The organism is Mesorhizobium sp. M0243 (assembly GCF_040321775.1).
Lineage (GTDB): Bacteria > Pseudomonadota > Alphaproteobacteria > Rhizobiales > Rhizobiaceae > Mesorhizobium.
The window spans coordinates 65,061-88,729 of sequence record NZ_JAMYSF010000004.1 but is presented as its reverse complement, the minus strand read 5'-3'; the positions used below and the strand labels follow the sequence as shown (position 1 = coordinate 88,729).

Annotated in this window: 20 protein-coding genes; 14 read left to right on the top strand and 6 right to left on the bottom strand. The window is 63.6% G+C overall.

The features are described 5' to 3' along the window. Positions 1-42 precede the first annotated feature (42 nt). The 4 genes from NKJ11_RS06470 (at position 43) to NKJ11_RS06455 (ending at position 4,318) form a co-directional block, all read left to right on the top strand. Positions 43-504, top strand: coding sequence for a DUF4126 domain-containing protein (locus tag NKJ11_RS06470; protein WP_352610506.1), 462 nt, complete (start codon positions 43-45; stop codon positions 502-504). Continuing rightward, positions 501-1,877 carry an FAD-containing oxidoreductase gene (locus NKJ11_RS06465; protein ID WP_352610507.1) on the top strand — a complete coding sequence of 459 codons (1,377 nt, stop codon included), beginning with the start codon at positions 501-503 and terminating at the stop codon, positions 1,875-1,877. Before NKJ11_RS06470 ends, NKJ11_RS06465 begins: the two co-directional genes overlap by 4 nt. A gap of 125 nt (positions 1,878-2,002) precedes the next feature. After that, positions 2,003-3,175, top strand: a complete 1,173-nt coding sequence (locus NKJ11_RS06460) for an MFS transporter (protein ID WP_292702147.1) — start codon at positions 2,003-2,005, stop codon at positions 3,173-3,175. A gap of 87 nt (positions 3,176-3,262) precedes the next feature. Beyond that, positions 3,263-4,318, top strand: a complete 1,056-nt coding sequence (locus tag NKJ11_RS06455; RefSeq protein WP_352553384.1) for a succinylglutamate desuccinylase/aspartoacylase family protein — start codon at positions 3,263-3,265, stop codon at positions 4,316-4,318. Positions 4,319-4,591: 273 nt separating this feature from the next. Here the strand turns inward: NKJ11_RS06455 and NKJ11_RS06450 are convergent, their stop codons facing one another. Then, complete coding sequence (locus tag NKJ11_RS06450; protein ID WP_023809880.1) at positions 4,592-5,362, bottom strand: isocitrate lyase/PEP mutase family protein; 771 nt, start codon at positions 5,360-5,362, stop codon at positions 4,592-4,594. A 318-nt stretch (positions 5,363-5,680) separates the two neighbouring features. Here NKJ11_RS06450 and NKJ11_RS06445 point away from each other — a divergent pair, with 318 nt between their 5' ends. Then, positions 5,681-7,870 carry an anthranilate synthase gene (locus NKJ11_RS06445; protein WP_352610508.1) on the top strand — a complete coding sequence of 730 codons (2,190 nt, stop codon included), beginning with the start codon at positions 5,681-5,683 and terminating at the stop codon, positions 7,868-7,870. A 5-nt stretch (positions 7,871-7,875) separates the two neighbouring features. Beyond that, positions 7,876-8,823 (top strand): cation diffusion facilitator family transporter, encoded by a 948-nt coding sequence (locus NKJ11_RS06440; protein ID WP_352610509.1) that lies wholly within the window; start codon positions 7,876-7,878, stop codon positions 8,821-8,823. A gap of 245 nt (positions 8,824-9,068) precedes the next feature. Here NKJ11_RS06440 and NKJ11_RS06435 read toward each other — a convergent pair whose 3' ends face one another. Beyond that, positions 9,069-10,172, bottom strand: coding sequence for a hypothetical protein (locus tag NKJ11_RS06435; RefSeq protein ID WP_352792938.1), 1,104 nt, complete (start codon positions 10,170-10,172; stop codon positions 9,069-9,071). Positions 10,173-10,274: 102 nt separating this feature from the next. Here NKJ11_RS06435 and NKJ11_RS06430 point away from each other — a divergent pair, with 102 nt between their 5' ends. From NKJ11_RS06430 to NKJ11_RS06410, 5 genes are all read left to right on the top strand, one after another. Further along, a complete protein-coding gene (locus tag NKJ11_RS06430; protein ID WP_023809884.1) occupies positions 10,275-10,712 on the top strand; it encodes a DsrE family protein in 438 nt (145 codons plus the stop codon). A 150-nt stretch (positions 10,713-10,862) separates the two neighbouring features. Further along, on the top strand, positions 10,863-11,642 hold the full coding sequence (locus NKJ11_RS06425) for an SDR family NAD(P)-dependent oxidoreductase (RefSeq protein WP_023809885.1): 780 nt from the start codon (positions 10,863-10,865) through the stop codon (positions 11,640-11,642). A 62-nt stretch (positions 11,643-11,704) separates the two neighbouring features. Continuing rightward, positions 11,705-12,013, top strand: a complete 309-nt coding sequence (locus NKJ11_RS06420) for a putative quinol monooxygenase (protein ID WP_352792937.1) — start codon at positions 11,705-11,707, stop codon at positions 12,011-12,013. A gap of 28 nt (positions 12,014-12,041) precedes the next feature. Then, a complete protein-coding gene (locus NKJ11_RS06415) occupies positions 12,042-12,287 on the top strand; it encodes a type II toxin-antitoxin system Phd/YefM family antitoxin (protein WP_023809887.1) in 246 nt (81 codons plus the stop codon). Between the two features lie 90 nt (positions 12,288-12,377). Next, positions 12,378-13,481, top strand: coding sequence for an AbrB family transcriptional regulator (locus NKJ11_RS06410; protein ID WP_352792936.1), 1,104 nt, complete (start codon positions 12,378-12,380; stop codon positions 13,479-13,481). A 36-nt stretch (positions 13,482-13,517) separates the two neighbouring features. Here NKJ11_RS06410 and NKJ11_RS06405 read toward each other — a convergent pair whose 3' ends face one another. Both NKJ11_RS06405 and NKJ11_RS06400 read right to left on the bottom strand, forming a co-directional pair. Next, positions 13,518-14,597 (bottom strand): SIP domain-containing protein, encoded by a 1,080-nt coding sequence (locus tag NKJ11_RS06405; protein WP_352792935.1) that lies wholly within the window; start codon positions 14,595-14,597, stop codon positions 13,518-13,520. 122 nt (positions 14,598-14,719) lie between these two features. Beyond that, the gene (locus NKJ11_RS06400; protein WP_352792934.1) at positions 14,720-15,604 is read right to left on the bottom strand and encodes a LysR family transcriptional regulator; all 885 of its coding nucleotides are present in this window, start codon (positions 15,602-15,604) and stop codon (positions 14,720-14,722) included. A gap of 147 nt (positions 15,605-15,751) precedes the next feature. On the opposite strand from NKJ11_RS06400, the gene NKJ11_RS06395 reads away from it, so the two are divergent. Next, positions 15,752-17,287 carry an MFS transporter gene (locus tag NKJ11_RS06395; RefSeq protein WP_352792932.1) on the top strand — a complete coding sequence of 512 codons (1,536 nt, stop codon included), beginning with the start codon at positions 15,752-15,754 and terminating at the stop codon, positions 17,285-17,287. Positions 17,288-17,310: 23 nt separating this feature from the next. Here the strand turns inward: NKJ11_RS06395 and NKJ11_RS06390 are convergent, their stop codons facing one another. Together NKJ11_RS06390 and NKJ11_RS06385 are read right to left on the bottom strand one after the other, a co-directional pair. Then, positions 17,311-18,087 (bottom strand): esterase family protein, encoded by a 777-nt coding sequence (locus NKJ11_RS06390; protein ID WP_352792930.1) that lies wholly within the window; start codon positions 18,085-18,087, stop codon positions 17,311-17,313. 4 nt (positions 18,088-18,091) lie between these two features. Next, entirely contained in the window at positions 18,092-19,258 is a 1,167-nt protein-coding gene (locus NKJ11_RS06385; RefSeq protein WP_023809892.1) for an ATP-grasp domain-containing protein, read from the bottom strand. A gap of 712 nt (positions 19,259-19,970) precedes the next feature. Between NKJ11_RS06385 and leuA the strand changes: the two genes are divergently transcribed. Both leuA and NKJ11_RS06375 read left to right on the top strand, forming a co-directional pair. Next, complete coding sequence (gene leuA, locus NKJ11_RS06380) at positions 19,971-21,647, top strand: 2-isopropylmalate synthase (RefSeq protein WP_352674810.1); 1,677 nt, start codon at positions 19,971-19,973, stop codon at positions 21,645-21,647. 184 nt (positions 21,648-21,831) lie between these two features. After that, entirely contained in the window at positions 21,832-23,607 is a 1,776-nt protein-coding gene (locus NKJ11_RS06375) for a tetratricopeptide repeat protein (protein WP_352792928.1), read from the top strand. Positions 23,608-23,669: the final 62 nt, after the last annotated feature.

Genomic DNA, 23,669 nt, shown 5'->3' with positions numbered 1-23,669 from the left:
GTCTCAAGGCCGTCTTGGCCCGGTGATCGAGGGGGATCGACCATGCTCTACATTCTCGCACTTCTGATCGGCGTCATTGCCGGTCTTCGCGCCATGACGGCGCCGGCTGCCGTTGCCTGGGGCGCTTATCTCGGCTGGCTGCCGGTTGCCGGCACCTGGGCGAGCTTCATGAATCACTGGGCGGCTGTCGGCATCTTCACCATCCTGGCCATCGTCGAACTGGTCACCGACCAGTTGCCGTCGACGCCGAGCCGTAAAGTGCCGCAGCAATTCGGCGCCCGCATCGTCATGGGCGCCTTCACCGGCGCGGTGATCGGCGCGACAGGCGGCGCCACCATCGGCGGCTTGATTGCCGGCGCCATCGGCGCTGTCATCGGCACGCTGGGCGGCGCTGAAGCTCGCGGCCGGCTCGCAGCCGCCTTCGGCAAGGATCCGCCCGCCGCCTTCATCGAGGACGCGGTGGCGATCATCGGCGGTCTGCTGATCGTGGCTGCGGTGGCATGACGACGAAAACCTTCGACGCCATCATCATCGGTGCCGGACAGGCTGGCCCTCCGCTGGCCGGCCGGCTGACGGCCGCCGGCAGGAGCGTGGCGCTGATCGAGCGCAAGCTGGTCGGCGGCACTTGCGTCAACACCGGCTGCATGCCGACCAAGACCATGGTCGCCAGCGCCTATGCCGCGCATCTGGCGCGCCGCGCCGCCGACTACGGCGTGACGCTCAGTGGCCCCGTCGGCGTCGACTATGCCAGGATCAAGGCGCGCAAGGACAAGGTGACGATCGACGCTCGCACCAATCTCGAGACCTGGATTGCCGGCATGGACAAATGCACCCTCTATCGCGGCCATGCGCGTTTCGAATCCGCCAACACGGTGCGCGTCGGCGACGATCTGCTGACCGCCGAAAATATCTTCCTCAACACCGGCGGCCGCGCCTCGGTCCCAGACCTGCCCGGCATCCACGACATCGACTATCTGACCAATTCCTCGATGATGAATCTCGACGTGCTGCCGCGCCATCTCATCGTCGTCGGTGGCAGTTACATCTCGCTCGAATTCGCACAGATGTTCCGCCGCTTCGGCTCGGAGGTCACAGTCATCGAAAAGAGCCCACGCCTGACCGGCCGCGAGGACGAGGACGTCTCTGCCGCCATCCTGTCGATCCTCGAAAACGAAGGCATCGCGGTCCATCTCGGCGCCGACGACATCGCTTTCGCCAGACAAGGCCAGGACATTGCCGTGACCTTCTCCGCCGGCAAACCGCCGGTGGTCGGCTCTCACGTGCTGCTGGCTCTGGGGCGGACGCCCAACACCGATGACCTCGGCCTGGAGAGGGCTGGCGTGGAGGTCGACAAGCGCGGCTTCGTCTCTGTAGACGACCAGTTGCGCAGCAGCGTGCCCGGCATCTGGGCGATGGGCGACTGCAACGGCAGGGGCGCCTTCACCCACACCTCCTACAACGACTACGAGATCGTCGCCGCCAACCTGCTGGACAATGATCCGCGCAAGGTCAGTGATCGCATCGAAGCCTATGCGCTCTACATCGACCCACCGCTCGGCCGCTGCGGCATGACCGAGGCCGCGGTGAAGAAATCCGGCCGTCGCGCGCTGGTCGGCCAGCGGCCGATGACCCGCGTCGGCCGCGCTATCGAAAAGGGCGAGACGCAGGGTTTCATGAAGATCCTGGTCGACGCAGACACGAGGGAGATCCTCGGCTGCTCGGTGCTCGGACCCGGCGGCGACGAGGTTATCCATTGCGTGCTCGACCTGATGTACGCCAAGGCGCCCGTCGACACGCTCGCGCGTGCCGTGCATATCCACCCGAATGTCTCGGAACTGTTGCCCACCATTGCTCAGGAACTGAAGCCGCTGGCTTGACAGCCTGTTGGCGACCCATTTCAAAGCTCTTCCTTTTCTGCATCGCTGCAATGCAGCAATGCCGCTTGCGCACGGCGGCGTCCTTCGCGCAGTCTGGATTTGAACCGATTCAGTCTGGACGCCCCATGCCCTTGCCGATCCTTGCGCTTGCCATTGCGTCCTTCTGCATCGGCACCACCGAATTCGTCATCATGGGCCTGCTGCCCGAGGTCGCGGCCGACCTCGGCGTGTCGATCCCTTCGGCGGGTCTGCTGGTCACCGGCTATGCGCTGGGCGTCGTCTTCGGCGCCCCGATCGTCGCGATGGCCACCGCGCATTTGCCGCGCAAGCCGGTGCTGGTCGGGCTGGCCGTGCTGTTCGTCGTCGGCAATCTGTTTTGCGCCATCTCGCCCAACTACTGGACGCTGATGGCCGCGCGCGTTTTCACCGCGTTCGGCCATGGCGCCTTCTTCGGCATCGGCTCGGTCGTTGCCGCCAGCCTGGTGCCGCGCAACAAACGCGCCAGCGCCATCGCGCTGATGTTCGCCGGGCTGACGCTGTCCAACATCCTTGGCGTTCCCGCCGGAACCGCACTTGGCGAAGCCTTCGGCTGGCGCTCCACCTTCGTTGCCGTGGTCGGTATCGGCCTGATCTCGGTGGCAGCGATCGCCTGGCTGGTGCCGTCCGATGTCGCCCAGCCAAGCGGTGGCGGCTTGCGCGGCGAACTGCGCGTGCTGGGCAAGCTGCAGGTCTGGCTGGCCATGCTGATCGCGGCGCTGACTTCCGCAAGCCTGTTCACCGTCTTCACCTACATCAAACCCTACCTCACCGAGGTGTCGGGCTTGTCGACCTCGGCAGTCACGTGGGTTCTGCTGCTGTTCGGCGCGGGCATGACCATCGGCAACATTATCGGCGGCAGACTGGCCGACTGGAAACTGATGCCGACAGTGATCGGCACGCTGCTGCTGATGGCCCTGCTTTTCGTTGGCTTCAGGCAGTTCGGCGCAATCGCCAGCGTTGCCGTCGGCATCGTCTTCCTGTGGGGCCTGCTCATCTTCGTCGTCGTGCCGCCGCTGCAGATCCGGGTCGTCGAGGCGGCCTCCGAGGGACCGAACCTCGCCGCCACGCTGAACCAGGGCGCCTTCAATGTCGGCAATGCCAGCGGCGCCTGGATCGGCGGCGTAGCCCTTTCCGCCGGTGTTTCCTATGCCAATTTGCCGCTGGTCGGCGCAGCACTCGCTTTGTTGGCGGTCACCGTCGCCGTGCTGTCGCAGGCGCTGGACCGGCGCGCGCCGGTCATCCCGCTCCCGGCTGAATAGTCTCTTGCGCCCATAGCGCGGCGGGCTGGACCAATCGACATAGGCGCCTTCAAATCGCATGTCTTCTGGTCCTTGATGGAGGAAGTCATGCAGAAATCGATCGAGCGCATCGCCGGCGAAAGCGAAGGGGTTTGCTACGAATTCCCGCTGTTCCGCTTCACTGGTTCCGACAAGGCTGCTCCTTCGGCCTATCTGCAGGCGGCGCTCCATGCCGGTGAGTTGCCGGGCGTCGTCGCCATCGACGCGCTGATGCCGATGCTCGCCAGGGCGGAGGCCGAAGGCCGCATCAAGGGCAACCTCACCGTCGTGCCCTGGGCCAACCCTGTCGGCCGGGCGCAATATCATTTCGGCGAGCATCAGGGCCGCTTCCATCTCGGCACGCGCACCAATTTCAACCGCGGCTTTCCGCTGCTCGCCGCGCCCGACACAGCCCTCTTGCCCGACACCACCCTTGGCAGCGTCGACCAGCGGCTGAAGACGCGGCTGGTGCAGCTGTCGTTCGGCCATGACATCGTGCTCGACCTGCACTGCGATGACGAGGGCCTCGCCTATCTCTACGTCCACACCAGCCTGTGGCCTGATATGGCCGATTGCGCCGCGGCCATGGGCGTCGACGCAGTCGTGCTGTGGAGCGAGGACACCGACGGCACCTTCGAGGGCGCCTCGATCATGCCCTACCAGAATGTCCCAGCTGATGTAGCCAAGCTCGACCGCCGCGTCGCCACCACGGTCGAATATCGCGGCATCCTCGATGTCGACGGCGCCTTGGCCGCCTCTGACGCCGACGGGCTCTACCGGCTGCTGACGGCACGCGGCGTGATCGCCGATAGCGCCCTGCCCGCGCCGGGTCCTTTCACCGGCTTCGTGGCGCCATTGGAAAACATCGACATGATGCCGGCGCCACGGGCCGGTGCCGTGCTCTACGACGTGAAACCCGGCGACCGCGTCGCCAAGGGCGCGCGCCTAGCCACCATCGTCCATGCACCGGGTGAAACCGATGGCCGCACCGAAGTGTTTGCGCCGCAGGATGGCATCATCCTGACCCGCCGCTCGCGCCGCATCATCCGCGCCGGCGAGGATCTGTTGAAGCTGGTCGGCGACAGGAAGAGCGCCGACGCCCGGTCGGGGACGCTGGAAGATTGAGAAAGCTTTGCCTCGTAGTTTGCCGAAGCACTCCATAGCTTCGTCATTCTAGGGCGAAGCAAGGAGCGAAGCGACGCGGCGCAGACCCTAGAATCCATGCCGCGACTTCAAAGCGTCGCTACGTTCAGAATTCTGTTCCGCTGCGCCCTTCAACTGAGGTCGCGGCATGGATCCTCGGGTCTCCGCGACGTCGCTTCGCTCCTGCTCCGCCCGTGGATGACGAAGTTGCGAGGCTTCGGCCAATCCCAAACCCGTTGCATGCAGCATCACCGCCTAGCCCGAAATAGCCAGCCGCGCCTTCGCCTCCAGCCATTCGGCCATCTGCCGGTAAGGCACCGGGCCGTGACTGATGCGGGCGACACCCAGTTCCGCCAGCCGCTGGCGCGGCGGCACATGCGCCAGCGCGATGATGTTGACCGGCAACGCGATTGCCTTGCAGAGTGTCTCGATCAGGCCCTCATCGCCAAGGCCCGGCGCAAAGAAGCCGTGCGCGCCAGCTTTTTCGAAGGCCTGTGCGCGCTCTATGGCCTGGTCGAGCAGGGCGTCATCATGCGCATCCGGTTTCGCCTTGAGGAAGATGTCGGTTCGAGCGTTGATGAACGCCGGTATCCCGGAAGCCTTGACGGCCGCCGCCGCGGCTTCGATGCGTTTTACCTGAACAGCGATGTCGTGCAGGCCGCTGCCACCGACAACCTGGTCTTCGAAATTGAACCCAACAGCGCCGGCCCGCAGTGCCGACGTTACCGTGCGAGCAACAATTTCCGGGTCGACGCCGTAACCACCCTCGAGGTCCATGGTCACCGGCAGGTCGACGGCAGTGACGATGCGCTTGATGTTGTCGAGCGCCAGCTCCAGCGGGATTTTCTCGCCATCGGCATAGCCGAAGGCGGCCGCCACCGGCCAGCTTCCGGTGGCGATCGCCTTGGCGCCCGCTTTCTCGACGATCTTGGCCGAACCCGGATCCCAGACGTTGTAGAGAACGATCGGGTTTCCCTTGACGTGGAGGGAATGGAACGTCCGCGCACGCTCGATCTGCTCGGTCATGATTGTTTTCTCGTCTTCCTGCTGTTGATGAACATTCTAAGCGCCATAGCCGGTTCTGGCGATGTACCATGAGGCGCAGAAGCGACAGCCACCGGACAGGCTTTTCAAACCTGTTGCGTATCCTCCCTTTCGCAGCTATGGATTTTGCCATGAACATGCGTTCGATCAAGACCATTTGGTGGTGGGCCTGCTGACAGCGGCCTGTTCGAACACGTGCGCGTGAAAAGAGAGGGTGGCCGCAACGGAAAGTCCGGGCGGCCATTTGTTTTTTCCAAGCCATTCCCGGGTCCGTTGCCCAAGAAGCTGATGGAGACGGCAATGACGATGAAGGTTCTGGAAAACGGCGCGGAAAGTTTCGTGACCGCGGGTGGCATAACCATCACGCGCGCGCGCCACGACCGGCCCTATGCAGGTGCGATTGACGCCTATGTCGACGGCCTGAATTCGCGCCGCGGTGCGGTGTTTTCCTCCAATTATGAATATCCCGGCCGCTACACGCGCTGGGACACCGCCATCATCGATCCGCCGCTGGTCGTCTCGGCGCGCGGCCGTGCCATGCGCATCGAGGCGCTGAACGGCCGTGGCGAGACGCTGTTGCCGGTCATCGGCAAGACGCTGGGCGACCTCGCCGACGTCACCATCGCCGAGACGTCGGAGAAACTGATCCGCCTCGACGTCGCCAAGCCCGGCCGTGTCTTCACTGAAGAGGAGCGCAGCCGCGTGCCTTCGGTATTTACGGTCCTGCGCGCCATCACCGCTCTGTTCAAGACCGAGGAAGACGCCAACCTCGGCCTCTACGGCGCCTTCGGCTACGACCTCGCCTTCCAATTCGACCCGGTCGACTACAAGCTCGAGCGCAAGCCAAGCCAGCGCGATCTGGTGCTTTTCCTGCCCGACGAGATCCTGGTCGTCGACCACTATTCGGCCAAGGCCTGGACCGACCGCTACGACTATGCCGGCGACGGGTTTTCAACCGAAGGGCTGCCGCGCGACGAAATCGCCGAGCCGTTCAAGAGCCCCGACCGCATCCCGCCGCGCGGCGACCATGAACCCGGCGAATACGCCGATCTGGTGCGCAAGGCGATGGATTCGTTCAAGCGCGGCGACCTGTTCGAGGTCGTGCCCGGCCAGATGTTCTACGAGCGCTGCGAGACGCAGCCATCCGAGATTTCGCGCAAGCTGAAGGCAATCAACCCCTCGCCCTATTCCTTCTTCATTAATCTGGGTGAAGGCGAATACCTGATCGGCGCCTCGCCCGAAATGTTCGTTCGCGTCAACGGCCGCCGCGTCGAGACCTGCCCGATCTCGGGCACCATCAAGCGCGGCGACGATGCCATTTCGGACTCCGAGCAGATCCTGAAACTGCTCAACTCGAAGAAGGACGAATCCGAGCTGACCATGTGCTCGGACGTCGACCGCAACGACAAATCGCGGGTCTGCGAGCCGGGTTCGGTGCGCGTCATCGGCCGCCGGCAGATCGAGATGTATTCGCGCCTGATCCACACCGTCGACCACATCGAAGGCCGGCTGCGCGAAGGCATGGATGCCTTCGATGCCTTCCTGTCGCATGCCTGGGCGGTCACCGTGACCGGCGCGCCGAAATTGTGGGCCATGCGCTTCATCGAGCAGAACGAGAAAAGCCCGCGCGCCTGGTATGGCGGCGCGATCGGCATGGTCAATTTCAACGGCGACATGAACACCGGCCTCACCCTGCGCACCATCCGTATCAAGGACGGCATTGCCGAAGTGCGCGCCGGCGCCACATTGCTGTTCGACAGCATTCCCGAGGAAGAAGAAGCCGAAACCGAACTGAAGGCATCCGCCATGCTCTCCGCCATTCGCGACGCCAAGACAGGCAATTCCGCCAGCACCGAGCGAACCACCGCGCGCGTCGGCGACGGCGTCAACATCCTGCTCGTCGACCACGAGGACTCGTTCGTTCACACGCTGGCCAATTATTTCCGCCAGACCGGCGCCAATGTCTCGACCGTCCGCTCGCCGGTGCCGGAGGAAGTCTTCGACCGGCTGAAGCCCGACCTCGTCGTGCTGTCGCCCGGCCCCGGCACGCCGAAAGATTTCGACTGCGCCGCCACCATCAAGAAGGCGCGCGCCCGCGACCTGCCGATCTTCGGCGTCTGCCTTGGCCTGCAGGCGCTGGCCGAGGCCTATGGCGGCGAACTCAGGCAGCTGCATGTGCCGATGCACGGCAAGCCGTCGCGCATCCGCGTTTCCAAGCCGGGCATCATCTTCTCCGGCCTGCCCAAGGAAGTCACCGTCGGCCGCTACCATTCGATCTTCGCCGATCCGGTTCGCCTGCCCGACGATTTCATCGTCACGGCCGAAACCGAGGACGGTGTCATCATGGCCTTCGAACACCGCAAGGAGCCGATCGCCGCGGTACAGTTCCACCCGGAATCGATCATGACGCTCGGCCACAATGCCGGCATGCGCATCATCGAGAACATCGTCGCCCACTTGCCCCGCAAGGCCAAGGAAAAGGCCGCCTGACGATCATGGCCGAAGCCGAGAACACGATGGCGATCGCGGCCAAGGCGGCCGCGAAGCGCAAAATCGCCAATCTCGCCTTCTGGTCGATTATCGTCGCTTTTGTCGTGCTCGCGCTGAAGGCTGCCGCCTGGTACGTCACCAGCTCCGTGGCGCTCTACTCGGACGCCTTGGAATCGATCGTCAACGTCATCGCCTCGGTTGCAGCCTTCTGGGCGATCCAGGTCAGCCACAAGCCGGCCGACCAGGACCACCCTTTCGGCCATCACAAGGCCGAGTATTTCTCGGCGGTGCTGGAAGGCGTGCTGATCGTGCTCGCCGCCCTTTTGATCCTCAACGAGGTCTGGCGCCACTGGCAGACCCCGGCACCGCTCGAACAGCCCTGGGAAGGTCTTGCCGTCAACGGCGTCGCTACAGTCATCAACGCCTTCTGGGCCTGGACGTTGATCCGCGCCGGCAGGGCGGAGAAGTCACCGGCGCTGGTTGCCGACGGCAACCACATCATGACCGACGTGGTCACCTCGATCGGCGTCTTCGGCGGCTTGGTCGGAGCGATCCTGACCGGCTGGCAGATTCTCGACCCGGCACTTGCCGTCCTCGTGGCGCTGAACATCCTGTGGCAGGGCTGGCACGTCATCGGTTCGTCGATGAACGGCCTGATGGACCGCGCCGTCGACACCCAGGAACACATGCGCATCCGCGACGTCATCTCGGCCAATTGCAAGGGCGCGCTGGAGGTGCACGACCTCAAGACGCGCATCGCCGGCCGCGCCACCTTCATCGAGTTTCATCTGGTCGTCGATGCCGACATGTCGGTCGGCGCCAGCCATGTCATCTGCGACCGGATAGAGGACGCGCTGAAGGCCGAAATCCCCTCGGTGCGCGTCACCATCCATGTCGAGCCCGACGACGAGGCCAAGCTCCCCAAGGGCACGACGGCCGTGCCGTTTGCGTGAGGCGGTCTCCCGTCACGACCTTGGAAAATTAGCCAAAGCCCCTCGACTTCGTCATCCACGGGCGGAGCAGGAGCGAAGCTCCGTCGCGGAGACCCGAGTATCCATGCCGCGACCTTGGCCTCAGAGTGCAGCGGAACAGAATTCTGCACCGCAGCAGCGCTCGGATGTCACGGCATGGATCCTATGGTCTGCGCCGCGTCGCTTCGCTCCTTGCTCCGCCATAGGATGACGAAAACGCTGGGTGCTTACGGAGCGCATGCCGATTGCGGCATCGGCTGCAGCCGATAGACCTTGTCGTCGGATTTCGTCTTGCCGTCGGCGGCCTTCGAACACAGGTCGACGATCGCGAGTGCACTGTTGGGATTGGCCAGCATCATCGTGCCATCGGCACCACGCTTGAGGAAAATCTCCTTCTGCGCGATGTCGCAGGAGAAATCGCTCATCTTCGAACTGGCCGCGCAGCGCCACTGGTCGGCTTCGCCCTGGCAGGAATAAGTCTGCGTCACCTCAGCCGATTTCTGCTGTGTGGTGACGGTAACGGCAATGTCGGCGCCGTCTGGCCAGTTGGCGGCGTCGCCACCCGAGGCGAAGGACGCCAGCTCTACCTTGCCGCGGAAAACCCGGATCGACTTGGTGAGCTGATCGGGGTGCGAGCCGAGATGCGCTGCATCGTAGTCGCGCCCATAGCAGAATGTCTGGTCCGGCTTCAGCCGCTCGCGCAGTGGAACCCCGAGCGCAGGGGCGATCGGATCGATGCGCGCGAACTCGGCCTTGCAGGTCACCGCCGGCATCGGGTCGAGGCGGAAATTGTCGTCCTCCGAGCCGAGCGCCTGCCTGTCATACTCCGCTGCGCCAAGCTCCTCTTCCGATCCGGCATCGAGATAGATGTCGGGCTGCAGATCCGAGAGGAACAGCCGGCCCTTGTCGTCGACCTTCAGCGACGCAAGCGTCCGGTCGCATTCCATGCCGCAATGGATCGGGCCTGTCTTGCCGTCCTCGGATGCGTGATTGCACCAGCCGCCGGCCCATTCAGGCGCCTTGGCGCCGCGCACGGTGGTGGCGATGAAAGCATTGTAGGACGTGTCGGAATTCGCGGTCGGTTCCTCGTTCGGCCGGCTGACCGGATCATGGCCGTAGTAGAAGAAGATCCGCGCCACCTTCTGCTTCGGGTGCGCCTTGAGATGCCCCGCATCATAGACGCGGCCGAAACAGGCATCAGCGCCGTTCGGACTGAGTTCGGTGAGCTTCAGCGCATCGTCGGCGGAGGCCGGTCCGGCAAGCAAGCCAAGCAGCGCCGCGCCAAACCCGGCGCCGGCGACTGTCTTCCATTCCCCTGCCCTGAACGCCATGTGATCTCTCCTCCGCATCGACAGGACGCAACGTCAATTTATGCTAGTATTGCGGCCGCAGCCACGCAATTCGCGGCGGGCCGCCAAGCGAAGGAGGATGCCATGCGTCGGCGCGACATGTTCCGCGCGGTTCTTGCCGGAACCGGAACGCTTCTCGGTTTGCGGGCAGCACAGGCAGCCGCCACCGAGCCCACAAGGCAAAAAGTCGCCTACCACTTGAGCGACACCGACAAGGTCAATTTCGTGCTCGGCAACATCAAGAACCACTATGAGGGCACCGGCGGCAATGTCGACATCGTGCTGGTCGTGCATGGTCCGGCCTTGGCCAGCTTCAAGTCGAAGGGAATATCGGCCGCGATTTCCGGGCGCTTCGCCGGCCTGGTGCGGCAGGGGCTGGAATCCCATGCTTGCGCCAACACCATGCAAGGCATGGATATTTCGCTCCCCGACCTGCTCGCCGGGTTTCATGCCGCCGACAAGGGCGGCGTCGTCAAACTCGCCGAACTGCAAGGCCAAGGTTACGCCTATCTGCACCCGTAGAGCGGTTTGCTTGGCGCAAATTCCCCAAGGGAAAGCGCTACTCCTTTTCCCGGGAAACCGTTTCACACGTTTCCTTGAATTGCTCAAAGGCTTGAACACCGGGGTGGCAAGGGCCTACGAAGGACAGGCAGACGTCCCGGAGGAAGAACCGTGCCAGCCACCACACTCAGCATACCCGATCTTGCCGGCAAGGCAGTGCTGGTCACCGGTGCGTCGACCGGCATCGGAGCGGCGCTCGCGCTGGCCTATGCAGCGCAGAAATGCAAGGTGGCGCTGCACTACAATTCGAGTCAAGACGCCGCCGAGAAGCTCGGCCTGACGATTGCCGACAAGGGCGGCGAGGTGTTTCTCGTTCAGGGCGATTTCTCCGTTGCCGCCGATGTCGAGCGCGTCGTCGAGGATAGCGCGCAATATTTCGGCCGCCTCGACGGGCTGGTCAACAATGCCGGCGGCATGCTTGGCCGCATTCCCTATGCCGAGCAGACCGAGGCGCATTACGACGCTGTGATGGATCTCAACGCCCGTTCGGTACTGACTGCTTCGCGCAAGGCGATCCCGTGGCTGAAGAAACAGGGCGGCTTCATCGTCAACACCTCCTCGATCGCCGCCCGCAATGGCGCCGGCGGCGGCGCCGGGCTTTACGGCTCGGCCAAGGCCTTCGTCTCCAATGTGACGCGCGGCATGGCCAAGGAACTGATCGGCTTCGGCATCCGCGTCAACGCGGTGGCGCCCGGCACCATTCTCACCCCGTTCCACGAGCGCTATTCGACCGACGAGCAGATCAAAGGCATGGTCGCCACCATTCCGCAGGGACGCGCCGGCACGGCGCAGGATTGCGTCGGCGCCTATCTGTTCCTCTCTTCCGATCTTCTCAGCGGCTACATCACCGGCCAGGTGATCGAGGTGAATGGCGGCCAGTTGATGCCTTGAACGGCTATCGGCATACTGGCGGTCTGCACGCTCTTGTCGAAACCTCAAAGGGAGACAACGGAATGTACGGACTGATCGGCAAGATGCGGGCGGCGCGCGGCCAGCGCGACGCGGTCATGGATCTCCTGCGCACCAGTACCGGCGCCCTGCCGGGCTGCCTGAGCTATATCATCGCGCGCGACCCCGCCGATGCCGACGCGATCTGGGTCACCGAAGTGTGGACCGACGCCGAAAGCCACAAGGCCTCGCTGCAGCTTCCCGAAGTCCAGGCGGCGATCGCCAAGGCGCGGCCGTTCATCGCCGGTTTTGAATTCCAGGTCGAAACCCACCCTGTCGGCGGCTTCGGCCTGGCCGACGGCAAGACGGGGTGAGTTCGATGCCAACTTTGAGGAGCAACCTTTGACGCAGACAGTAAACATTCGCGATGCGAAAGCCCATCTGTCGCGCCTTGTGAGACGTGCAGCCCAAGGCGAGTCGTTTGTTATTGCCAAAGCCGGCAAGCCGTTGGCCAGAATCGTGCCGATCGAACAACCGGCTCTGCAGGCGCGACGGGTCGGTTTTATGGCCGGCCAGTTTTCCGTCCCCGACGATTTCGACCGCATGGGTCGCAATGAGATAGAGCAACGGTTCGACGCCGGCTTATGAAACCTGTTACTCGACACCTGGACGGGTGAAACAATAGTTTTCTATGAATCGCGGTTCGCATTTTTCGCCCTGCGGGTCTAAGAGCGAAACATGGATTCCTCGGCCGAGCAGCGCTCCCCGGACCTGCCCACACTCGAGCGCATGGCGCGGATGCGCAAGCTCTGGCAGTGGCTTGCCCTGCTGGTTGTTTCCCTGCTGTTTGCCGGCGCGCTGGAACTCGCCACCCTGCCGGCGGCACTGCTGATCGGGCCGATGCTGGCGGCCATCGTCGCCGGCACCAATGGCGCCACGGTGCGCGTGCCGCGCCTTCTGTTCGGCGCCGCCCAGGCGATCGTCGGCTGCCTCGTCGCGGCGTCGATCTCGGCCGACATCTTTCCGGTCTTCTACAAGGAATGGCCGCTGTTTCTCGGCGTCGTGGTGGCGACCGTCACGGCCTCCAGCCTGCTCGGCTGGCTGATCAGCCGCTGGCGCATCCTGCCCGGCACCACCGCTGTCTGGGGCTCGTCGCCGGGTGCGGCCACCGCCATGGTGCTGATGGCCGGTGCCTTCGGCGCCGACCAGCGGCTCGTAGCCTTCATGCAATATCTGCGCGTCATCTTCGTCTCGATGACGGCAGCGCTCGTTGCCAAGATGTTGGTCGACACCTCGGGCGTCGAAATCCCCGCCATCGTCTGGTTCCCGCCGATCGACGCCCAAGCCTTCGCCGCCACCATCGGCATCGCGTTTATCGGCGGCTTGGCGGGAAAGCTGTGCCGGCTGCCTTCGCCCTTCTTTCTCGGCACCTTCGTCTTCGGCACCGTCGTCCATCTCGGCTTGGGCGTGGAAATGCAATTGCCGGAATGGCTGCTGGCTGTCAGCTACGCCATGGTCGGCTGGTCGATCGGGCTGAATTTCACCAGGGCGATCCTGCGCCATGCGACACGCGCGCTGCCGCAGATCATCGCCTCGATCGTGGCGCTGATCGCCTTTTGCGGCGGCCTTGCCTTCATGATCAGCCATCTCCTGGGCATCGATCCGCTGACCGCTTATCTGGCGACCAGCCCTGGCGGCATGGACAGCATCGCCATCATCGCCGCCGCAGCGCAGAACGTCGACATCTCCTTCGTCATGGCCCTGCAGTCGGCACGCTTCCTGATCGTGCTGTTGGTCGGCCCGAGCGTCGCGCGGCTGGTGGCGAGAAGCGTCAGGCAATAGGCAAAACCGACGCCAGAGACGGTCATAAGCCGCGGATTATTCCTCGCCGCCCTCATCCTCGCTTTGCGCGTCGCGGCGCCAGTAGGCGGTGACCAGGTGCCGGTTGCGCGATAGGTTCCATTGCTTGCGCACGATCTTGCGGATCTCCCGGAAATCGCCGAATTCGCATCCGGCCCAGACATAAAGACCGTCGGCAAGCGCCATGTGGCTGCGCTCCCGCAAGGCGGCTGGCAACAGGCCGGCGGTGCCGGCCTCTCGGCCGTGCCGGTAGAGCCAGATGATATCGACATTGTCCCCTTGCGCCAGCGCGATCCGGTCATCCGGGCCATCGACCTCGATCAGTGCCTCGGCGCGGGTTGACGCCGGCAAATGCTCCAAAATCCGGCCGATGGCTGGCAGTGCGGTGTCGTCGCCGAGCAGAAGCAAGGTCTGCGCCACCGGGGCGTCGCCGCCACCGGGTCCGATCATGCCGATCACGTCTCCTGCCTGTGCGCTTTGCGCGAAGGCGGCGGCGGGCGTCTCCTGGCCTGGATGCAACACGAAATCGACGTCGAGCCAACCGCTTGCGGCGTCCACCGCCCGGATCGTGTAGACCCGCACGGCAAGCGCATCGTCGCCAGAAGGCCAGACGATCAAGCCGTCAGCGCCCATCGTCGGCCAAACCAGCCGGCGGCCAGGCGGCGGCAGCAGCAGCCGCATGTGCAGGCCGCCATGGCTAAATCGGCTGAGATCCTTGCCGGCGAAGCGCAGGCGCTGCATGTGCGCCGATATCCGCGTTGACGACATCACCGCGATCTCGCGGAAGAAGACCGGCGTACCGGCGTCGCTGCCGTCACCTTGCCAATGGATGCCCTTGGTCGTGCCGAGATGTTCGGCGACATGGCCGGCGACCGTCATCTTCATGTAGGACAGGCAGGTTTCGTCTGTCGCCGCGACCCGGATCAGCACGCTTTCATCATCAAGCGTAGCGCTCAACGAGCCGTAGTAGAGGCGGAGCTCCCACTGGTCGGCAACGCCAGTGTCAATCTCGAATTCGCTGTGCTCTGCGCGCAGCCGGTCCATCACCAACCTGATCGCCGCGTCGCTGATCCGGGTTTGCGCGCTAAGTTGGTCCATCGCTCAGTCCTTCGCAACAATTCGGCAAGCGCCGCAGCGCCACCGCCGTCAGCGACATGCCACAGCCGCTGCGGCGTTTCCACATAAACTTGATTATCAAATTCATATTTAGCGATGAACGCCTACCGCGCAGCAAGCCGCTCGGGAAGGAAGTCGACGAAGACGCGCACCTTCGGCGACAAATGGCGATTGGAGGGCCACAGCATCCGGAACTGGCCACGGCCGTCGACATGACCGTCGAGGACGGTACGCAGCCTGTCTTCGTGCAGCGCCTCGCGCACCAGGAAATCCGGCATGCAGGCTATGCCGAGGCCGGCGAGCGTGGCGCCCTTCAAGGCTTCCATGTTGTTGCAGGTCAGCATCGAGCGGATCTGCGGTTGGGCGCTTCCGGTAATGAACGGCCACTCCAACAGCCTGCCGCTGTTGAGGAAGCGGAAGTTTATGCCGAAATGCCTGATGAGATCAGCCGGCTCGCCGGGTGTGCCATGGCGGTCGAGGTAGGAGGGCGCCGCGCACAACAGCATGCGAAAGGGCGCAACGGGCCTGGACACCAAGCGTGAATCGGGCAGCTCGCCGCTTCGGATCGCGACATCGATGCCCTCGTCGATGACGTCGACGATCCGATCGTTGAAATCGATGTCGAGCTCTATCTCCGGATAGCGGGCCATGAACTCCGACAGCACCGGCAGCAGCAAATGATAGGTGACGATCGGAGTGGATATGCGCAGCCGCCCACGCGGTGTTTCCCGTGTCCGCGACAGCATCGCCTCGGCATCGCCGATGTCGTCGAGGATGCGGCGCACCCGCTCGTTGAACAGCTTGCCCTCTTCCGTCAGGCCAATGCGCCGCGTGCTGCGCTGCAGGAGCCGCACGCCGAGCTCCTGTTCGAGCCGCGCGACGCTCTTGCCGACGGCGGAAGCCGAGATGCCGAGCGCCCGCCCTGCAGCGACGAAACTGCCGAATTCGGCGGTGCGGGCGAAGGCCAGGAGCCCGTTGAGACGATCCATCGTGTCATTCCATTCGAGCGTTTCAGTCCGATATACCAGGAGATATAACACCATTCTTCCTGAAATGCCGACGACCTATCTTGTCGTCACGACCGGCTCCGCAAACGCGCGGCCGACCGGCGAGTGCTGTTTCAGATAGGGAAATCCATGACTTCTAGGACCACAACCGGCTCTGCCGAGAGATGGCTCGTGCTCTTGTCCGTGTGCCTTGCCGCGATGACGATGCCCTTGACCTTCACCGGTCCGGCCGTCGCTCTGTCGCGCATCGCGGCCGATCTCGGCGGCAGTCCGATCGAGCTCAACTGGGTGACAAACGCCTTCATGCTGACCTTCGGCGCCACCCTGATGGCGTCGGGCGCTCTGGCCGACAATCACGGCCGCAAGCGCCTCTTCCTCCTCGGCCTCTCCCTCTATGTCCTGGCGTCGCTGGGCGCGATGCTGGCGCCGGACATCATCTGGTTTGACATTTTCCGGGCCGCGCAGGGGATCGGCAGTGCGGCCGCCTTCGCTGGCGGCGCCTCGGCACTCGCCCAGGAATTCGAAGGGCCATTGCGGCTGCGCGCCTTCAGCTTTCTCGGCACCAGTTTCGGCGTCGGCCTCGCCTTCGGCCCGATCGCGTCGGGCCTGCTTATCTCTGCATTCGGCTGGCGGTCGATCTTTCTTCTGGTTGCAGCACTCGCGATTGCCGCCGCCATGCTCGGCCTGCGCACCATCAGGGAATCGCGAGACCCGGATGCGACTGGCCTCGACTGGGCGGGAGCCGGCACCTTCACGATCGCGCTGGCGTCGCTGACCTATGGCGTGCTCCAGGCCCCGCAGAGCGGTTGGGCCAATCCCCTTGTCGTCACCATGCTCGCAGCGGCGGTGCTCTTCTTTGCCGCGTTCGTTATCGTCGAGCGACGCGCACAACGGCCGATGCTTGACCTCACGCTGTTTGCCTATCCCCGCTTCGTCGGCGTCCAGTTTCTGGCTGCGGCACCCGCTTACGCCTTCGTCGTCCTGCTCGTCCTGTTGCCGATCCGCTTCATCGGCATCGAGGGCATGAGCGAGATCAAGGCCGGGCAATTGATGATCTGCCTATCAGGCCCGCTGCTGATCCTGCCGATGCTAGCCGGACAGCTGGCGCGCTGGATCGCGCCGGCCACGATCTGCGGCGTCGGCCTGCTTGTCGCTGCCGCCGGGCTTGTCTGGCTGAGCCTGACACCACCGGTCGATAGTGCGCTGGGGGCGCCGCTGATGCTGATCGGCGTCGGCATCGCCCTGCCCTGGGGATTGATGGACGGGCTTGCCGTCAGTGTCGTGCCGAGAGAGCGCGCCGGCATGGCGGTCGGCATCTTCAACACCACCCGCGTCGCCTGCGAGGGTGTGGCGCTCGCGATCGTCATGGCGACCCTTTCCGGCTTTACCGCCGCGCAGGTCGCCGCCGAGGAAACGGCATCTTCGACGGAGGCGGCGGCGGCAGCCCAGCTGCTGGTGACCGGCAATCTCGGCGAAGCAGCACAACATCTGCCCCAAGCCGGAGCCGCTGTTCTGGTCCAGGCCTACGAGACGGCGTTCGACAGGCTGCTGATCGTGCTGGCGGCAATCACCGTCATGACCGCCATCGTCGTCTTCCTTGGCCTGCGTCGCGGATCGGCTTCAGGTGAAAGTGTCGACGTCCAGGCAGTGCCGCAGGAAGGGTAGCAGTCAGCGGACGGCCCCCGCTATCAATCGAGCCTGTGCATCAGGTCCTCATCCAGCCAGCGGCCGAAGAAATAGACCAGTTGCTTGTGCCACCACGGCCAGTCGTGGCTGACATCGCCACCCCAATAATCGACCCAGGCGGGAATGGACTTGTCGCGCAGGATTTGTTCCAACCTGCGCGTCTCGACCAGCATCCGCTCTTCCCATGCGCCCTGCCCGCAGCAGAAGATCAGCCTGAGCGCCTTCAGCCGGGTCAGCAGTTTGGGATCGACGATGCCGGGCAGATAGTCCAGCGGCGAGTTGTAGAAAATGTCGCCCTCGAGCGCTTTGCCGAAGAAGTCGCGCGCCGAATAGACGCCCGACAGCGCGATGATGCCGCTGGCAAGTTCGGGAAAGCGGAAGACGAAGTTCGACGAGTGATAGCCGCCCATCGAACAGCCCGAGAACAGCGGCTTCAGCTTGCGGCCGCCATTGGCCTGCTCGGCTGCGGACAGGAACTCCGGCAGCGCCTCCTCGCGCACATAGCGGAAATAGGCTTCGTGGCGGGCGATGCGATGGGCCGCGTCGGCATGCTTGTCGAAGAAGGATTCCGAATCGACGCCGTCGACCGTGAACAGCTGGATGCGGCCGGTGTCGATGAATTCGGCCAGTGCGCCCACCCCGCCGGAATCCTCGAACTGGTAGAACCGGCCCTGCGAGGTCGGAAACACCACCACCGGCCGGCCGGCATGGCCGTAGCGCTTGTATTCCATGTCGCGGCCGAGCTGGCTCGAGAAATTCTTGTGATAGGAGATGTCCATCGCCTCACGCCTTTTCCGCGTGGATATAGGCGACTGCCTCGCGCAACGCTGCTTCGTCCTTCGAGCGCATCTGATAGGCGTAATTTCCCATGGCGCGGCTGAAAACCTCTTCGATGGCCTGATGGTGGACGATCTTGTCGCGGTGCGCGGCTAGCACGTCCTCATGGCTGTGCAAATAGTGGAGGCGTCGCTTGCGGCTGGCATAGGCGGTGAAGTATTTGCCCTCGTAAGGGCCGCCGGCGGCATCTCTGACCACCATATCGGCCCATGCCGCATAGACGTCGACGTCGAACGTATAGTTGATCGCATCGGTCATCCAGGCGCCGGGCGGACGCATGTTGACCTCCAGCGCGATGACCCGGTCGTCCTTGGTCTCGAACAGCTCAATGTGGAAGAAGCGTTCGCGCACGTCGAACGCCTTCAGTATCTTGCGGCCGGCCTCCTCGATCGCCGGTCTAACCTTGGGAAAGCAGGTGTAGCTCATGTGGCGGTCCTTGTTGACCACCTCCATGATGCTCTGGTCATAGCGATGGCTGGCCGCCAGCACCACCTCGCCGTCGCGGTTGACCAGCCCGTCATAAGTCACCACCAGTCCCTCGATGAACTGCTCCATGACGAAGGTCACGTCCTCGGGCTTGTCCCGGAAGAACTGGTCGAGTTCCTTGGCGTTGGAGATCTTGAAGGTGTTCGATGCGCCGGAACCGCTGTCGGGCTTGACCACCACCGGATAGCCGACGCGCCGGATGAAAGTCATGGCCCCGGCACGGTCGGAGCATTTGCGCTGCGCGATGGTGTCGACGCCACTCTTGCGGAAGAAGGCGCGCATGCGGCTCTTGCGCTTCAGATTCTTCACGAAATCGAGCTTGGTGCCGTAGATGTTGAAGTCGGAGCGGATGTTGGCTTCCAGCTCCAGCCAATGTTCATTGAGCGATTCGAAACGGTCGATGCGGCCCCATTTGTGGATGAAATGCCCCATCGCCCGGAACACCGGATCGTAGTCTTCCATGTCGGCGACACGGTAATATTCCGAAAGCGCCGCCTTCAGCTTGGCGTCGAGTGCGTCATAGGGTGCGTCGCCGATGCCGAGCACCCTGGCTCCGGCCTTCTTCAAACGGTCGCAGAAATCCGCGCCGTTGGCGGGAAAATGCGGGGAGAAGAACACGAAATTCATGGACAACCCCATCGCAACCCGTCGATGCCCAAGTCTGGCGCATTTGCAGCGCCTGGGGAAGGGCACGTGCGGTGGGGACAATATCCAGCAAAATCCGGCCAGCAATGCCAAGGCACCGAACTCGGGTTCCCTCGCAGCCTTCGGCGCGTTGGCTGACGGAGCATCAAACGAAAAACCCGCCTGTGCGGCGGGTCACTGGCGCAGATCAGCACCATGGACAAATATGTACCATAGCTGAGGTCACCGAGTCAAGAAAAAATTCCTATCGTGGAAAGCTGCCGGCACAAAAGCTGCCAACACTGCCGACTCGCTGTCATCAGCATTACCCGCAATGCGGCCCCACTTGCCTCCCACAAGCCGCTCCTATATGAGATCAGCCATGAACACGCGCGCCACCAACGCTTCCCGTCCGACCGGTTTTTCCGGCGAGACCGTGCGCGCGCTGGCTTCGACCCTGCTTCTTCTCGGCCTTATCGGCGATCGCCGGGTTCGCTGAAGGAGCGCCCGGCGGTCGAACCGCCGCGCAAGCGCATGCTCCTTGGCAATCACATCAAGCGAACGAAATTCTGGTAAAGGCGCCGCTCGCCATCAATCCCCCTGAGGGTGGATCCATGAGCCGCCGGGAGAAACGACGATGAACGCACGAGAAGAAATCCGCTCCGATGCCGCGGTAGCCGACACGGATTCGGAACGAAGCATCCAGAACAAGGGCATGTCCGACGCAGCCCGCAAATATCAGCCCTATCCGACCGTCGGCCTCACCGACCGGACTTGGCCTTCGAAGGTGATCGACAAGGCGCCGATCTGGTGCTCGGTAGACCTGCGCGACGGCAACCAGGCTCTGATCGATCCGATGGGCCACGAGCGCAAGGCACGCATGTTCGGCCTGCTGCTCGACATGGGCTTCAAGGAGATCGAGATCGGCTTCCCCTCGGCCTCGCAGACCGATTTCGACTTTGCCCGCTGGTGCATCGAGGAAGGCAACGTGCCCGCCGACGTCTCGCTGCAGGTGCTGGTGCAGTGCCGGCCGGAGCTGATCAGCCGCACCTTCGAGGCGCTGAAGGGCGCCACCAACCCGATCGTCCATTTCTACAATTCGACCAGCGAGCTGCAGCGTCGCGTCGTCTTCGAAAAGGACGTCGACGGCATCAAGCGCATCGCCACCGACGCCGCCAAGATGATCACCGACATGGCGGCCAAGGCCGGCGGAGGCTTTCGTTTCGAGTATTCGCCGGAGAGCTTTACCGGCACCGAACTCGAAGTGGCGCTGGAGATCTGCAACGCCGTCACCGAGATCGTCAGGCCGACGGCGGATAACAAGCTGATCGTCAACTTGCCGTCGACGGTCGAGATGTCGACCCCCAACATCTATGCCGACCGCATCGAGTGGATGTGCCGCAACCTCGACAACCGGGAGAACCTGCTGGTCTCGCTGCATCCGCACAATGACCGCGGCACCGGCATCGCCACCACCGAACTCGGCCTGATGGCCGGCGCCGACCGTGTCGAAGGCACGCTGTTTGGCAATGGCGAGCGCACCGGCAATGTCGACATCGTCACGCTGGCGCTGAACATGTACACGCAAGGTGTCGATCCGTTGATCGACTGCTCCGACATCAACCGGATGAAGGACGTCTACGAATATTCGAACCAGTTGAAGATCCCCGAGCGCCACCCCTATGTCGGCGAACTCGTCTACACCGCCTTTTCCGGTTCGCACCAGGATGCCATCAACAAGGGCATGAAGGCGCTGAAGAAGGCCAATACGAGCCTGTGGGAAGTGCCCTATCTGCCGATCGATCCGGCCGATGTCGGCCGCAGCTACGAAGCCATCATCCGCATCAACTCGCAGTCCGGCAAGGGTGGCATCGCTTATGTGCTGCAGGCCGATTACGGCCTCAACTTGCCGCGCAATCTGCAGATCGAATTTAGCCAGGAAATCCAGGCGATCACCGACGCCGAGGGCAAGGAAGTGCCGGCCAGGCGTATCTACGAGCGCTTTCTCGAGACCTATGTCGATCAGCCGGCCGCGCGGCTGAAATTCCTCGATCACCACACCTATCCCAGCACCGAAATCAAGGGCCGGCGCGTCGTCGAGGCGGTCATCCTGGACAATGGCAAGGAAGTGACGATCTCCGGCACAGGCACCGGTCCGATCGACGGCTTCGTCGATGCGCTGTCGCGCCATGTCGGCGTCGAGATGTCGGTGCTCGACTATTCCGAGCACTCGATGCAGCGCGGCTCGAACGCGTCAGCCATTTCGTATGTCGAGATGGAGTATCCCCAGGGCAAGCTGTTCGGCGCTGGCATCAACACCAACATCGTCGCCGCCTCACTGGAGGCGGTGATGTCTGCCGCGAACCGGATCGTCGGTAAAAAAGCCGGCTGACGCCCGACGGGAACAAAGATCGGAACCCTCCCAACCTGGTGAACGGTTCCGATCTTTCGGGCCATTAACCACCGCGGAATTATCCGGTGGGTACGTGATCGCATAACGGGGTGTATACTTGTGTGGTGGTGCGGGACCTATATGATCGCGCCTCAACCTGTGCCGACTTCGAGAGGATCGACACTTGCAGCATGCCACGCCTGCCGCCCCCGCAGTGCGCGAGACACTGGAGCGACTGCTTGCCAGCCAAACGTTCGGCCGATCCGAACGTGCGCGCAAGCTGCTGCGTTATCTTGTCGAACGTGAACAGGCCGGCGAAGCCGACAGGCTCAAGGGCTTTTCCATTGCCATGGATGTTTTCGGCAAGGACGGCGACTTCGATCCGTCCACCGATGCCGTGGTGCGTGTGCAGGCAGGCAGGCTGCGCGAGCTTCTGCAGCATTATTTTGCCAATGAGGGAATTGCCGAGCCGGTCCGCATCGCCATTCCGCGCGGCGGCTATGTTCCTGCCTATGAATTGAACGCGATCCGCCTGCCGGGTCTTGCCGAGGCTGTTCCCGAACTCAGGCTGGACGGCGCCGTATCCGCCGATCGGTCCAACGAAGCCGGCACGGGCATGCTGGACGCGATGTCTCTGGCTTCCGTACCGTCTTCGCCTGCCCCCTCGGTGGCGCGCCATCTCCGCTTTTTCTGGATGGCGATCGCCCTGGTCATCGCCATGCTGGGCGTACTGATCCTTCGCCAGGGCAGCACTGCCTTGCTGGCAGGCGGCGACATCTCGGCAGCGCCGGAGATCGCTGGCGCAACCGCAAGCGTCACGGCATCGGCAAGGGCTGATGCCCTTCCGCAAGTCTATATCGGACTCAAGGCCGACGGCCCCGACGCCAGCCGTGTCGCCGCATCGCTGCGCGCCGGCCTGAGTGGCTTCGATACCATCGACTTCATCGGCCGCGACACCGTCGGCGATCCGGCTGACGACGCTGCGAGCTTCATATTCGACGTCCTGCCCGGACCGGACGCGGGCGACATCACGATCGAACTGCAAAGCATGGCGTCCGGACGAGTGCTTCTATCGCGCAATCTCACCCCCGCCGACAGCGCACCTGCCGCGGTCGAAGACCGTATCGCCGACATGCTGAGCTCGGCACTCCCCGCCTCCGGCACCATCTACAACTATATTGAGCAGACCGGCACGCCAAACGGCCTGACGCAATGTCTGCTGCTCAACGGCAAATATTATCTCGACCAGAACGCCAGGACCCATGAGGCAGCCTACCGTTGCCTCGAGAAGCTGGCCAATGGTGGAACCAAGTCCTCGCTCGTCTATTCGGAACTTGCTTCCCTGCATCTCGAGGCGGTGTCCGACCATTACGCCTATCCGCCCAATGCGACGATTGAGACAGCCGTCGAGTTTGCCCATCGCGGCGTGCAGATGGGTCCGACCAGCCCTTATGCGCATCGCTCCTACGGCTATGTCAGTTCGCGCCTCGGCAATACGGACGAAGCGATCCGCTGGATGCGCAAGGCCTATGAACTCAACCCCTACGACCTCGGCATGGCCGCCGCTTACGGCTACGGGCTGATCTTCGCCGGACGATATGCCGAGGGAACGCCGATCCTCGATCATGCGGCGGAGACCTTCAGCGGGCACCCGACATGGTGGGACTACGGGCTGTTCGTCGGTGAGTTCATGCTCGGCGACATGAACAAGGCGGTCGCGGCCAGCATGGCACTGAGAACGACGGCAACGAAATCACACTATCTGGCGGCACGGCTGGTCGGCGCCAAGGCAGCCGGACAGGACCACCTGGTGAGCACGCTGCTGAAACAGCTGACCACCGAGTTCCCCAAATTTGCCGCCGATCCGCGGGCGACTTTCGTCGAGCGGAAATATCCGGCCGACCTGACCGACCGGCTGGTCCAGGCACTCCGCGCTGCCGGGCTCGGCAGCCCAAGCTGACACCATCGACGTCCGCGCACTGGCTGCGCCGCGTCCCGATGGATTTCCTGCGCTCCGATCGC